Genomic DNA, 13,475 nt, shown 5'->3' on the forward strand with positions numbered 1-13,475 from the left:
CCAAGGGCACCTGCAAGGAAACAGCGAACGCCGCGCCGGTCCGCCTGCGCGGCGTTTTCTTTGGCGGATTGATTCGATGTGCGCTCAGGCCCGTGGCAGCTGCAGGCTGGCGCACAGACCGCTGCCGGTATTGCGCAGGGTCAGGCGGCCGCCGTAGCTGTCGACGATGTCGCCGACTATCGCCAGCCCAAGCCCGCTGCTGCCATCGCGTTCGTCCAGACGTACGCCACGTTGCAGCACCTGTTGCAGCGCTTCCTCGGCCAAGCCTGGGCCGTCGTCGATGACGTCGATCAGCAGCTGCTGGTCATCGGCGCGCGCCTGGACGCGTACTTCATGTGTTGCCCAGCGGCCAGCGTTGTCGAGCAGGTTGCCGAGCATTTCTTCGAGGTCGGCTGTCGCCCCGGCAAAGCACAGCTGCGCATCGATATCGTCGGCGACGAAGTGGATGCCGCGCTCGCCGTGCACACGTTCCATCAGCCGGCACAACGATTGCACGACCGGTGCGACGGCACTGCGTTGATGCCGGTCAGCCGCCATGCCCGAGGCCAGATAGCGATCAATGCTGGCCTGCATGCGCCGGCTTTGCTCGCGCAGGGTTTGCCGCCAGTGCTCGCCGCTGCCATCGGCTTCGGCATGCAGCACGCTCAGCGGTGTCTTCAACGCATGCGCCAGATCCTGCGCACTGCTGCGCGCGCGGCTGACCATACGCTGGTGATGCGCGAGCAGGGCGTTGAGTTCATCGGCCAGCGGCGCAACTTCGCGCCCCAGCCCCTCGCTGCTGATCTGCGCGGCATCGCCGTGGCGGACCTGTTCCACGCGCGTGCCAAGCGCGCGCAGTGGGCGCAGGCCGAACTGCACCTGGCTGACCAGCACGGCCAGCCACGCCGCGATCAATACCGCCATCGCCAGCGCTGAGCGCTGGCGGAAACGGTCGACATCGGCATCCAGCTGGCTGCGATCACTGGCGACGGTGACCTGCAATGGCGCCTGGCTGCGTGGCAGACGCACCTGTTGGGTGAGGCCGCGCAGGGGCTGCCGCATGGGACCGCTGAAGTCCACGCCGCTTGCCTGGGTGGGAATGTCTGTGATCGGTGGCTGCAGGCTCTCGTCCCACAACGAGCGCGATTGCAGCAACACCTGCCCATCGGTCGTGGCGATCTGCCAGTACGCGCCGGAGAACACCCGCTGGAAGCGGGCATCGTTGGGTTCCTGGCGCAGCGTGAGCTTGCCGCTGGCGTCGATCTCGGCCTGCGCCAATACGGTAAGCAGGTCCTGTTCCAGTTGCGTGTCCAGGTTGTCGCGCGCTGCCTGTTCGAACAAGCGCCCCAGCAGTACACCGGCCAGCACCGATACCAACACCAGGCCGAGACCGCCGGCAAGCAGCAGGCGCGCACGCAGTGAAAGTGCCTTCATGCTGGTGCGACCAAACGCCAGCCCTGGCCGCGCACGGTCTGGATCATGTCCACGCCAAGCTTGCGCCGCAGCCGTCCCAGCAGCACATCCAGTGCATTGGAATCCGGATCATGGCCGCCGTCGAAGACCTGCTCGCCCAGCCGCTCGCGGCTGACGACGCTGCCCGGATGGTGGATGAAATAGCTGAGCAGGCGGAACTCCTGCGGGCTTAGCGCCAGCGGCTGTCCTTCCAGCAGGAAGCGCCCGGCGTTGATCTCCAGTTGCAACGGTCCACAGCTCAGCTGCGCGCTGGCATGGCCGTTGCTGCGGCGGATCAGCGCCCGCAGCCGCAGGATCAGTTCATCGGCCTGGAAGGGTTTGGTCAGGTAGTCATCGGCACCGGCATCGAAGCCGGCCAACTTGTCGTGCCAGCGCCCGCGTGCGGTCAGCACCAGCACCGGGAAGTCGCGGCCATTGCCGCGCCAGCGCTCGATCACGCTGAGCCCATCCAGCCCAGGCAGGCCGAGGTCGACGATGGCTGCCTGCAGTTCCTCGATCTGGCCGAGTTCCTCGGCCTCACGGCCATCGCTGACGTGGCTGACCACGTAGCCGGCCTGCTCCAGCAAAGGCTGTAGGCGGCTGGCCAATTCCAGGTCATCTTCGGCCAACAGGATCCGCATCAGTCGTCCAGTTCGGTCTTCAGCAAGGCACCGCTGCGGGCATCATAGTCGAGCTCGATGACAACGCCGTCTGCGCGCAGGATTTCCACTTCGTAGATACCGTCGTCGAGTTCCACTTCCAGCAGCTTGCCCGGATGTCGCTGCAGGGCATCGCGCACGATGTTTTCCAGCGGCACGTAGCGGCCCTGCTTCAAGGCCTGGCGCGCGGTCTGCTGTGCGGCGTCCTGGCCGTGGGCGATGGCCAGCGGCGTGCCTGCGGTCAGCAAGGACAGGCCGGCGAGGGCGACAAGGGTGCGGTAGGAAAACATGGCGCTATTGATAGCGCGGCTGGCTAACAATCGACTAACAGTGCTGGCTAGGGCGCTGTTAGGCAGGCGGCGGAGACTGTTTGGGCCGGGCTGATCCGGCAGCACTCAAGGAACTCCCCCATGTTGAAGTCATTGTTCGCCACCGCCGCCACCGCCGCCATCGCCGCGGCATTGAGCACCAGCGCCCATGCACAGACCAAGTCGCTGGGCATGGCCGAGGTCGAGCAGAAGCTGCGTGCCGCTGGCTACACGCAGATCCACGAGATCGAGAAGGACGACGGCCTGTGGGAAGCCGATGTGGCGCGCGCTGATGGCCGCTTCGCCGAGGTGTGGGTGGACCCGGCGACCGGCGAGATCTTCGATGAACACGATGGTCGCGCCCTGCTGGGCAGCGAGCAGATCCTGGCCCGTGCCGGCGCCGCAGGCCTGCGCGAGATCCATTCGCTGGAGCGCGACGGCGCCACCTGGAAGCTGGAAGCACGCAACGCCCGCAATCAGCGCGTTGAAGTCCGCATGAGCGGCATCGATGGCCGCATCCTGCACAGCGAGCGTGACGGCTGGCTGGACTGAGTTGCCGAGAAGGCGCAGCCTCGCTGCGCCCGCAGTCGTCAGGTAGGTCTCACAACGTCCATGGCGGCAGTGCCGTGTCAGGTATCCGCATGTCGAAAGCTTCCACCCCCATCGTGACGCTGCAGGGACGCCAGTTACCGTGCTGTGCCTGGGGAGTCTTCGGGTTCCGTGCGATGCGCTGAAGAATAGGCGGTTTCGGAACGCTGGTTCTTTGCCACCGTCTGTACGGTCAGGTAGTAGCGGTAGTGCGTAAGAAAGGCATAGCGTGTCGTCACCGGACGATTCTTTTCGTCAGAGAACTCACAGGTGACGTCAAGGTACTCACCTGCCAGCGCCGCTGCGATTCGAGAAGCTGGTTCTGGTATCGCAGCAACCTTGCATGTCTGGATGAAGCTGAAGTTGTGCTCCACTGTTTTGTCTCTGACGTAAGGGCCCTCCATGCGGGTGGTCTTGATCGAATCCACCCGCATTGTGAAGTCAGAGCCTGGAGTTGGGTTGCACAGCGACGGTGTCGAGGATTCAAGCAAGGTCGCTTTGTAGTGATTGCCGAAGTCAACGGAGCTGGTGGTCTCCAGAATCCAGTTTCCTGCAGCAGTAGCAATCTTGTTGACCGATCGAGAGTTCCCTGCTGAAAACAACGCCACCAATCCGCAAAGGGAAAGTGTGGAGCTCGTGGAGCCCGCTCCTTCGCCGATGTTCGTGTTGGCCGCCATGCGTGAACTATCTCGGACATCGTATAGACCGTCTTCGAGGCGCGTGTAGCTGGCAGAACTATCGGAGTAGATTGCTTTTCCGAAATTTCCCCTCGCAATGATGGTGCTGCGCGATGAGAGCGGTGGCAGCAGTGCGTCGGATGCCCCGCCAACATGTGAAAGCGCCTGCGCAAGCACGCCTGCGTCCAAACCGTTGGGCAGTGAAGATTCCTGGGCCCATGAATCCGCTGCAAGCAGCATTACAAGAAACAGCGTGGCGGTGAACGGTCGTGCGATGCGCAGCATTGGAGTTCCTCGTCGATCCTTGAGAGAAGGGGGCCTTGTCAAAGGCCTCGGGGTACGGATAGGTTCTTCAGCCGCGATGTACCTGGAAGCCAGCAAACGACTGGCTGACCGGCATCAACTCGATGCGGTTGACGTTGAGGTGTTCGGGCAGTGTCGCCACCCAGAAGATCTGCTCTGCGATGTCTTCGGCTGTCATCGGGCTGGCACCGCCGTACAGCTGATCGGATGCGGCCTGATTGCCGTGCGTACGCACCAGGGTGAATTCGGTTTCGGCCATGCCCGGCTCAATCGCGGTCACGCGTACGCCGGTGCCGTGTAGGTCCGAGCGCAGGCCCAGCGAGAACTGGCTGACGAAGGCCTTGGTGCCGCCGTAGGCATTGCCACCCGGGTACGGATACAGCGCGGCGGTGGAGCTGATGTTGATGATCGCGCCACGGCGCTCTACGAGCTTCGGCAGCAGGTGATGGGTCAGCGTGACCAGCGCGGTGATGTTGGTGTCGATCATCGTGCGCCAATCTTCCAGGCTGGCGTGCTGTGCGGCGGCGGTGCCTTGGGCGAGACCGGCGTTGTTGACCAGCAGGTCGATGTCGCGGAAAGCGGGTGGCAGGGCGGCCAGAGCAGCTTCCATTGCAGCGGCATCGCGGATGTCGAAGGCGGCGGCGTGGATCTTGTCGGCGCCGAATTCTTCCACCAGCGGCTGCAGGCGCTCGGCACGACGACCGGTGGCGATCACTTTCCAGCCAGCCGCAGCAAAGCGACGGACAGCGGCGGCGCCGAAGCCGGACGTGGCGCCGGTGATCAAAGCGGTCTTGGACATTGCGGAATCCTTGGGGCGGGGGATCTTGATTTTCGCACTTTGCGGCGGTGGGGGTGTGGGGGGAGGGCGATGCCTCAAGCTAAGGGCCAAAGCTAAAGCGCCCCCTCATCCCAACCCTTCTCCCGCAAGCGGGAGAAGGGCTAAAGCCAAAGCCAAGAGCCAAAGCCAAGAGCCAGAAGCCAGGAGCCAGAAGCCAGGAGCCAGGAGCCAGGAGCCAGGAGCCAGAAGCCAGGAGCCAGAAGCCAGAAGCCAGGAGCCAGAAGCCAGAAGCCAGAAGCCAGAAGCCAAGAGCCAAGAGCCAAGAGCCAAGAGCCAAGAGCCAAGAGCCAAGAGCCAAGAGCCAAGAGCCAAAGCACCCCTCCCCAACCCTCCCCTGCGCCTGCGGCGCAAGGGAGGGGGCTGACTGTGCGATCGACCAGTTCGCAGCGATGCGGAGCGAAGCCGCGCTTCGCTCCCTCCCTTGCGCCGCAGGCGCAGGGGAGGGTTGGGGAGGGGTGCTCTTTGCAGGAAAATCACCGGCGCAAGAGAAACCAGCTCTCGAGCAAACGCGCACTCAAAGCCCCAGGTGCTTGCACGTACCGACGCTACAACGGCATCAACAAAAAGCCCCAACATCAAAACGACGTCAGGGCTTAAATGATCGAGAAGCTCTTCGAGCGACCTGTCAGTCGCAGCAGCCCCCTTTGGTAAAGGGGGCGCGCCGACAGGCGCGGGGTTGTGGGTGTAACGGGCACGGGGCCCAAAGTTTGTTTCACAAACTTTGGGGTGAAGCCGCCGTAGGCGACTTCACTGCGCCTTGATCGCCATGGCCTGCAAGCCAGTGCCGTTGAGCTTGGCCTTGGCCTCGGCCAGTTCGCTGGCGGTGCCATACGGGCCCATGCGCACGCGGTATACGGTGTTGCCGTTGATCTGCGCCGATTCCACGCGTGCTGCCAGGCCCATCATCGCCAGCTTGGCCTTGGTCGATTCGGCATCACCCGAAGCACCGAATGCACCTGCCTGCAGGATGTAGCGCACGTTCTCGGTCGCAGCCGCGGGTGTAGCTGCAGCAACAGTCGCAGCTGCAGCCGCAGGTGCCGGCTTCGGAGCGGTGGCCGCCGGAGTAACGCTGGCAACCTGCGCCGGACGCGATGCTGTTTCGCTGATCGGCGCCGGCTGGCGGGTGGCTTCGCTCACCGGTGCCGGCAACGGACGACCTTCCAGCGCAGCTTGTGCACGCTGTGCCTCGGTCGGCGGCGTCGCAGGAGTAGCCGGCGTTGCCGCAGCAGTCGCGCGCGCGGCTGCCGCACGACGCTGTTCCTCGGCCTTGGCACTGGCGGCGAGCTCGGCATCGGACATCTGTACTTCCGTGCCCGGCAGCAGGGTGTAGAAGTCGTACTGGGTGGCTGGCTTTTCCTCCGGCTTGGCACCGGCAGGCGTGGCTGGCTTGTTCGATTCCACCCCGGCGTCGACGTCGGCGTCAGCAACCGGTGCCGGTTGTGCGTCCGGATTGGGTTGCGGGCCTACGCGCAGGAAACCGTCGCCGTCCTTCTTGAACAGGTTCGGCGCCGCCAGGAACACCACCGCCGCAATCGCCACGCCGGCAACCAGCCACACCCAGCCGGGCGTGCCATTGTCGTTGTTGCGCCGGGCTTGGGTTTTGCCGCGTCGTGCTGCCATGTCTACTGCGTCTCCAGGTGTTTACATCTTTTCCGGGGCACTGACGCCCAGGATGCTCAGGCCATTGGCCAGGGTCTGCCGTGCTGCGCTGGCCAAGGTCAGCTTGGCGTTGCGCTCGGCTGCATCATCCACCAGCACGGGGGTGCCGTGATACCACGTGTGGAAAGCGTGTGCCAATTCACGCAGGTACTGCGCGATCTGGTGCGGTTCCAGCGCGATGCCGGCTGCTTCCACCACTTCCGGGTAACGCGAGATTTCGTTCATCAGTTCCAGCGAGGCGTCGTCGCCCAGACGCGACAGCGCGGCCAGACCGTCGGCCTGCTTGTAGTCCAGGCCCTTTTCCTGCGCCTGGCGCAGCAGCGAGCACACGCGGGCATGCGCGTACTGCACATAGAACACCGGGTTGTCGCTGCTCTGCTGGCGGGCCAGGTCGATGTCGAAGGTCAGCTGCGAGTCGGGCTTGCGCGCGATCAGGAACCAACGCACCGCATCGCTGCCCACTTCCTCGATCAGGTCACGCAGGGTCAGGTAGCTGCCGGCACGCTTGGACAGCTTCACTTCCTCGCCGCCGCGCATCACCGTCACCATCTGGTGCAGCACGTATTCCGGCCAGCCCTTGGGGATGCCCAGGTCCAGCGCCTGCAGGCCGGCGCGCACACGCGCCAGCGAGCCGTGGTGGTCGGCACCGAGCTCGGTGATGGCGCGTTCGTAACCGCGCTGCCACTTGCTCAGGTGGTAGGCCACGTCCGGCAGGAAATAGGTGAACGTTCCGTCGGACTTGCGCATCACGCGGTCCTTGTCGTCACCGAAATCGGTGGAGCGCAGCCACAGCGCGCCGCCTTCCTCGTAGGTGTGGCCGGAGCTGATCAGCTGCTGCACGGTCTCGGCGACCTTGCCGTCCTTGTACAGCGAGCTTTCCAGGAAGTAGATGTCGAAATCCACGCCGAACGCGGCCAAGTCCAGGTTCTGCTCGTTGCGCAGGTAGGCAACGGCGAAGCGGCGGACTTCCTCCAGGTTCTCGGCATCCTTGGCGCCGACGACCTGGCTGCCCTCGAGGTCCACGGTCTCACCCAGCAGGTAGGCCTTGGCCACGTCGCCGATGTATTCACCGTTATAGGCTTCGGCCGGCCACTGCTCATCGCCCGGCTTGAAGCCGCGTGCGCGCGCCTGCACCGACTTGGCCAGGTTTTCGATCTGCACGCCGGCGTCGTTGTAATAGAACTCACGCTTGGCGTTCCAGCCGTTGGCTTCCAGCACGCGGGCAATGCAATCGCCGATCGCACCGGCGCGGCCGTGGCCGACATGCAGCGGGCCGGTCGGGTTGGCCGACACGTATTCGACGCCGACGCTGCGGCCGTTGCCGCTCAGGTTGCGGCCATAGTCCTCGGCTTCCTTGAGCACGCTGACCACTTCGCGCTGGTAAGCCACCGGCGAGAGTTTGAAATTGATGAAGCCAGGGCCGGCGATCTCGACATTTACGATGTCGTCGCTGGCCGGCAATGCGGCAAGCAGCGCCTGTGCAACGGCGCGCGGATTGCTGCGCGCGGCCTTGGCCAGCAGCATGGCGGCATTGGTGGCGAAATCACCGTGTTCGCGGGTCTTGGGTCGCTCGACCACGAAATCCGGCGGCAGGGTGTCGGCAGGCAAGGTGCCGTTGGCGCGCAAGGCTTCGATGCCTTGGCCGATGAGGGCGCGGAGTTGGGCTTTCACGTGACTATTCTGCTTGAAGCGCGGAACTGACCATTTTACCTGACCTGCGACGAGGCCGCCCGCGGCACGCCCGCTGGGGTCAGCAATGTCAAAAAAACAGAAAAGCTGCGGCGGCCAGCGGTCAAGCGGGATTCCGGTGTCCGACCGGGCAGATTCTGGGGCCGGGGTAGGCAGGAGGGGGTTCAGGCTGAGGCGTTCAGACCCAGCCCCGCGCGGCCAGCGACACCGGCGCGCCGTCGCCGATCACGAAATGGTCGAGCAGGCGGATATCCACCAGCGCCAAGGCCTGCTGCAGCCGTGCGGTGATGGTGCGATCGGCCGCCGACGGTTCAGGATTCCCGGACGGGTGGTTGTGGCCGACGATCACCGCCGCAGCGTTGTGGGCCAAGGCCTGGCGGACGACCTCACGCGGATGTACCTCGGCGCTGTCTACCGTCCCTGTGGATAACTCTTCAAAAGCCAAGGCCCGGTGGCGATTGTCCATGAACAGCACGGCGAACACCTCCTGCGGGCGGTGGCGCAGGCGCTGGGCGAAGTAGCGGCCGGCAGCGGCCGGGTCGGTCAGCGCATCGCCGCGTTCCAGCCCGGCGGCCAGATGGCGCCGGCCCAGTTCCAGCGCGGCGCTGAGCTGGCAGGCGCGGGCAGGACCCAGCCCCGGCAATCTGGCCAGTTGCGGTGCGCTGCGGTCCAGCAGCGCCCGTAGCGGGCCGTGCGCCTGCAGCAGCTCGCGCGCGGTCTGTACCGCATCGCGCCCGCGCAGGCCCGAACCGAGGAAAATCGCCAGCAGTTCAGCGTCGGAAAGTGCGGCTGCGCCACGTGCCAGCAGTTTTTCGCGCGGGCGTTCAGCGCTGGGCCAATCACGGATATGCATGAGTGGCAGATTCACCGCCATTTGCCAAAAACTGGATCAGGCGTAACAAAGCCTTCGGTTAAGCTAACCCTTCTTCTGTACCTAGGAATCCCCATCCGTGACCGCCGTTTCCCCCACTTCCCGCCCCTTGGAAGGACAGAAGCTGCTGCTATGCGTAGGCGGTGGCATCGCTGCGTACAAGTCGCTGGAGCTGGTGCGTCGGCTGCGTGATGCCGGCGCCACCGTGCAGGTGGCGATGACGGCTGGTGCGCAGCAGTTCGTCACTCCGTTGAGCTTCCAGGCGCTGTCGGGCCATCCCACCCGCACCACGCTGTGGGACAGCGCCGCCGAGCAGGCCATGGGCCATATCGAACTGGCGCGCTGGGCCGACCGCATCCTCATCGCCCCGGCCACGGCCGACCTGCTGGCGCGGCTGGCGCACGGCAATGCCGACGACCTGGTGACCACGCTGTGTCTGGCCAGTACCGCGCCGCTGACCGTGTGCCCGGCAATGAATCACCGCATGTGGCTGCATCCGGCCACCCAGGCCAACATGGCACTGCTGCGCGAGCGCGGCGTGCAGGTGATCGGGCCGGAGGACGGCCCGCTGGCCGAAGGTGAATCCGGCCCTGGTCGGGTCAGTGAAGCACCAACCATCATTGCTGCACTTGCCGGCAACCTGGCCCCGCAGGCCCCGGCCAAGCCGGGCCGCCTGAACGGCATGCGCGTGCTGATCAGCGCCGGTCCAACCTACGAAGATCTGGACCCGGTGCGCTACGTCGGCAACCGCAGCAGCGGCAAGATGGGCTATGCCCTGGCCGCCGCCGCCGCCCGCCAGGGCGCGCAAGTGGTGCTGGTCAGCGGACCGGTACAGCTGGCCACGCCGGCCGGTGTGCAGCGCATCGACGTGCGCTCGGCCGCGCAGATGCGTGAGGCCGTACTCGGTGCCTTGCCGGCCGATATCTACATTGGCGCGGCCGCCGTGGCCGATTACACGCCGCGCCAGGTCTCGCCGCAGAAGCTGAAGAAGACCGCCGGCAGCCAGACCCTGACTCTGGAACTGGTGCGCACCGCCGACATCCTGGCCGAAGTGGCCGTGCAGGAGCAGGCCTTGAAGCTGGTGGTGGGCTTCGCCGCCGAAACCCACGATGTGGAGAAGTACGCACGCGGCAAGCTGGCCGACAAGCACCTGGACCTGATCATCGCCAACCAGGTCGGCATCGCCGGCAATGGCTTCGAGAGTGACCAGAACGCGGCCGTGGCCTATTGGAACGGCGGCCTGCGCGAGTTCCCGGGCACCGCCAAGACCCAGCTGGCCGAACAATTGCTGGATTTGATTGCCGAGAGGTTGGACGCATGAGTAATGGACTGCAGCCCTTGCAGGTGAAGTTGCTGGACCCGCGCTTCGGCGACAGCTGGCCGCTGCCGGCCTACGCCACCGAGGCCAGCGCCGGCATGGACCTGCGCGCGGCGACCGAAGCGGCGCTGACGCTGGAGCCCGGCGATGCGGCCCTGCTGCCCAGCGGCATCGCGATCCATATCGCCGATCCTGGCCTGTGTGCGGTGGTTCTGCCGCGCTCCGGGCTGGGCCACCGCCACGGCATCGTGCTGGGCAATGGCACCGGCCTGATCGACGCCGATTACCAGGGGCCACTGCTGATCAGTGTGTGGAACCGAGGCCGCGACGCCTTCACCATCGAACCGGGCGACCGTGTCGCGCAGTTGGTGGTGATGCCGATTGCACGGGTGACGTTGCAGGTAGTAGATACTTTCGTCGACAGTGCACGTGGAACGGGTGGATTCGGCCACACCGGGGTGCGCTGACAGGGGGATCGCACGATGAGCCAAGGCAATGAGAGCGGGCGGCCACGTCCTGAGCTGGGTCGATCAACGCCACTGCTGGCGGTACTGCTGCTGCTGTTGGCCGGCTGGTTCGGCTGGAGTGCGGTAGATCAATGGATGCAGTCCGGTACCAGTGCCGGGCTTGAGCAATCCCGCGATCAGGCCGTGGCTGACGTACAGAAGGCGCTGGCTACGCAGACCGCGCAGTTCGGCAAGCAGCTGGCATTGGAGCCGGTCAAGGCCGCGCTGGCCAACGGTGATGCAGCTGCCGTCGCCTTGGCGGTACGTGACAAGTGGACCGGGGTGGAAGACGCGCAGGTTCTCGATGCCAGCCTGACCGAGGCGTATGCCGACCCGGCGGCGTTCGGCTACTCGCGACTGGCACTGCTGGAACAGGCCATGGCCACCGGTCAGCCGGTAGCGCTGGTGGTTCGCGATGGTGGTAGCCCGAGGCTGGGCCTGGCCGCACCGGTGCTGTTGCAGGGCAAACCGGCGGTGATCTACATCCGTCAGCCGCTGACTCGGCTGACCTCCGTGTTTGATGGCATCGATTCGCCGAACAGCGCGTTCCTCGGGTTGCGCCAGGGTGGTTTCACCATCGTCCAGAAGGGCGCCACCGATCTGGGTAACAGTGCCGATGCACTGGCGCGCCCGGTCGGCGATACCGGCCTGCGCGTTGTCGCTGAGCTGCCGGATGCCAGCGCCGGTTTGATGGGCCTGGGAGTGATTCCAAGCGGCATCGTGGCGTTGCTGCTGCTGGCGATTGCTTTGCTGTTGTTGCTGGGCCGCAAGCGCCTGGCGAATCTACCCGTCCTGCGCAGGAACACCGTGCAGGACGACGATAGCGGCCCGACCCTGCAGGAAGCGCTGGAGCAGGACCCGCAACCGCTGCCGGTCTCGGCCAATGCGCGCGCTGCTGATGCGCCGCCGGCGCGCGTCGAGCCGGGTGCGGACGCGGTCCTGCCGGTCATCTTCCGTGCCTACGACATCCGCGGTGTGCTTGGTGCCGAGTTGAATGCCAATGTCGCCACGCTGATTGGCCAGGCCATCGGCAGCGAAATGCAGGCGCAGGGTTTGCGCGATGTGGTGGTGGGCCGCGATGGCCGCCTGTCCGGGCCGGAGCTGGCCGATGCCTTGATCACGGGCCTGCGCCGCGCTGGTTGCGATGTGATCGATATCGGCATGGCACCGACGCCGGTGGTGTATTTCGCCAGTTATCACCTGCGTGCTGGCAGCTGCGTGGCGGTTACCGGCAGCCATAACCCGCCGGACTACAACGGTTTCAAGATCGTCATCGGTGGCGAGACGCTGTCCGGCGACGCCATCACCGACCTGTACAAGCGCATCCAGGAAGGTCGCCTGCAGCATGCCGACAACGAAGGCAGCCTGCAGCAACGTGAGGTCATCAACGACTACGTGCAGCGCATCGCCGATGACGTGCAGCTGGATCGTCCGCTCAAGGTCGTTGCCGATGCCGGCAATGGCGTGGCCGGCGCAGTGGCGCCGCAGCTGCTGGAAGCCATTGGTGCCGAGGTGATCCCGCTGTACTGCGAAGTGGATGGCGACTTCCCCAACCACCACCCGGACCCCAGTGATCCGCACAACCTCGAAGACCTGGTGCAGATGGTCAAGCGTTTCGACGCGGACCTGGGCGTGGCCTTCGATGGTGATGGCGACCGCCTCGGCGTGGTCACCAAGGATGGCAAGATCATCTTCGCCGACCGCCTGCTGATGCTGTTCGCCGCCGATGTGCTGGCGCGCAACCCCGGCGCGATGGTCATCTACGACGTGAAGTGCACCGGCAAATTGTCGGATTACATCCTGCGCAACGGCGGCAGCCCGATGATGTGGAAGACCGGGCATTCGCTGGTCAAGGCCAAGATGCGCGAGACCGATGCCGAACTGGCGGGCGAGATGAGCGGCCACTTCTTCTTCAAGGAGCGCTGGTACGGTTTTGATGATGGCCTGTATGCGGCGGCACGCCTGCTGGAGATTCTGGCGCAGCGTGATGAAGAACCGTCCGAGGTATTGAACGAGTTGCCGGATGCGATCTCCACGCCGGAGTTGAAGGTGGCGGTGGAAGAGGGCACGCAGCATGCGCAGGTGGCCTTGATCGTGGCTGCAGCGCAGGTTGAGGACTCGCCGTTCGCAGGCGCGCGCATCTCGACGATCGACGGCCTGCGTGCCGACTTCAGTGATGGCTGGGGCTTGGTGCGTGCCTCCAACACCACGCCGGTGCTGGTGCTGCGCTTCGAGGCCAACGATGAAGTGGCGCTGGAGCGGATCAAGGGTGTGTTCCGGGAGCAGTTGCTGCAGGTGTTGCCGGTGGGGACCGAGCTGGGGTTCTGATCGAATATTGTTTGGCGAAAAGCCGTCCGCGTGTTGCGTGGGCGGTTTTTTGTTTTCGCGGGCTTTTGTTCTCGCGTGTCGCTTTCCTGCATTGCGGTTTGCCGGGTGCTTGGGATTGCTGCAAAGAGCACCCCTCCCCAACCCTCCCCTTGGCTACGCCAAAGGGAGGGGGCGCAGTGCGCGCAGCCTGACAGATCGAAGCGCAGCCGCTTGTCTCCCTCCCTTTGGCGCAGCCAAGGGGAGGGCTGGGGAGGGGTTGCCTTTGCTTCTGCTTCCGCCGGCGCTGGCTTGTGGGAGCGG

12 protein-coding genes are annotated in these 13,475 nt (G+C 65.2%); 4 read left to right on the forward strand and 8 right to left on the reverse strand.

The window, feature by feature from the left end; genetic code table 11:
• Positions 1-84: 84 nt before the first annotated feature.
• Genes AC13FW_RS19630 through AC13FW_RS19640 form a run of 3 tightly spaced genes read right to left on the reverse strand, consistent with a single transcriptional unit; the run spans position 85 to position 2,380 of the window.
• Positions 85-1,413, reverse strand: coding sequence for a sensor histidine kinase (locus tag AC13FW_RS19630; RefSeq protein ID WP_482990196.1), 1,329 nt, complete (start codon positions 1,411-1,413; stop codon positions 85-87).
• Complete coding sequence (locus tag AC13FW_RS19635) at positions 1,410-2,072, reverse strand: response regulator transcription factor (RefSeq protein WP_482990197.1); 663 nt, start codon at positions 2,070-2,072, stop codon at positions 1,410-1,412. Before AC13FW_RS19635 ends, AC13FW_RS19630 begins: the two co-directional genes overlap by 4 nt.
• On the reverse strand, positions 2,072-2,380 hold the full coding sequence (locus AC13FW_RS19640) for a PepSY domain-containing protein (RefSeq protein WP_296246826.1): 309 nt from the start codon (positions 2,378-2,380) through the stop codon (positions 2,072-2,074). The genes AC13FW_RS19635 and AC13FW_RS19640 overlap by 1 nt, the downstream gene beginning before the upstream one ends.
• A gap of 120 nt (positions 2,381-2,500) precedes the next feature.
• Here AC13FW_RS19640 and AC13FW_RS19645 point away from each other — a divergent pair, with 120 nt between their 5' ends.
• Positions 2,501-2,950, forward strand: coding sequence for a PepSY domain-containing protein (locus tag AC13FW_RS19645; RefSeq protein WP_482990198.1), 450 nt, complete (start codon positions 2,501-2,503; stop codon positions 2,948-2,950).
• A gap of 134 nt (positions 2,951-3,084) precedes the next feature.
• Here AC13FW_RS19645 and AC13FW_RS19650 read toward each other — a convergent pair whose 3' ends face one another.
• The 5 genes from AC13FW_RS19650 to radC all read right to left on the reverse strand — a co-directional run bounded on the left by AC13FW_RS19650 (position 3,085) and on the right by radC (position 9,005).
• Positions 3,085-3,948, reverse strand: coding sequence for a hypothetical protein (locus tag AC13FW_RS19650; protein WP_482990199.1), 864 nt, complete (start codon positions 3,946-3,948; stop codon positions 3,085-3,087).
• A 67-nt stretch (positions 3,949-4,015) separates the two neighbouring features.
• Positions 4,016-4,765: an SDR family NAD(P)-dependent oxidoreductase gene (locus AC13FW_RS19655; RefSeq protein WP_482990200.1), complete on the reverse strand. Its 750-nt coding sequence runs from the start codon at positions 4,763-4,765 to the stop codon at positions 4,016-4,018.
• Between the two features lie 786 nt (positions 4,766-5,551).
• Positions 5,552-6,424, reverse strand: coding sequence for an SPOR domain-containing protein (locus tag AC13FW_RS19660; protein ID WP_482990201.1), 873 nt, complete (start codon positions 6,422-6,424; stop codon positions 5,552-5,554).
• Positions 6,425-6,445: 21 nt separating this feature from the next.
• A complete protein-coding gene (gene argS, locus AC13FW_RS19665) occupies positions 6,446-8,134 on the reverse strand; it encodes an arginine--tRNA ligase (RefSeq protein WP_482990202.1) in 1,689 nt (562 codons plus the stop codon).
• 196 nt (positions 8,135-8,330) lie between these two features.
• On the reverse strand, positions 8,331-9,005 hold the full coding sequence (gene radC / locus AC13FW_RS19670) for a RadC family protein (protein WP_482990205.1): 675 nt from the start codon (positions 9,003-9,005) through the stop codon (positions 8,331-8,333).
• Positions 9,006-9,102: 97 nt separating this feature from the next.
• Between radC and coaBC the strand changes: the two genes are divergently transcribed.
• Genes coaBC through AC13FW_RS19685 form a run of 3 tightly spaced genes read left to right on the forward strand, consistent with a single transcriptional unit; the run spans position 9,103 to position 13,175 of the window.
• The gene (gene coaBC / locus AC13FW_RS19675) at positions 9,103-10,344 is read left to right on the forward strand and encodes a bifunctional phosphopantothenoylcysteine decarboxylase/phosphopantothenate--cysteine ligase CoaBC (protein WP_482985626.1); all 1,242 of its coding nucleotides are present in this window, start codon (positions 9,103-9,105) and stop codon (positions 10,342-10,344) included.
• A complete protein-coding gene (gene dut / locus AC13FW_RS19680) occupies positions 10,341-10,808 on the forward strand; it encodes a dUTP diphosphatase (RefSeq protein ID WP_482990203.1) in 468 nt (155 codons plus the stop codon). The genes coaBC and dut overlap by 4 nt, the downstream gene beginning before the upstream one ends.
• 15 nt (positions 10,809-10,823) lie before the next feature.
• Positions 10,824-13,175 carry a phosphomannomutase/phosphoglucomutase gene (locus AC13FW_RS19685; RefSeq protein ID WP_482990204.1) on the forward strand — a complete coding sequence of 784 codons (2,352 nt, stop codon included), beginning with the start codon at positions 10,824-10,826 and terminating at the stop codon, positions 13,173-13,175.
• Positions 13,176-13,475 lie beyond the last annotated feature (300 nt).

This window comes from Stenotrophomonas sp. 21LCFQ19, assembly GCF_056861425.1.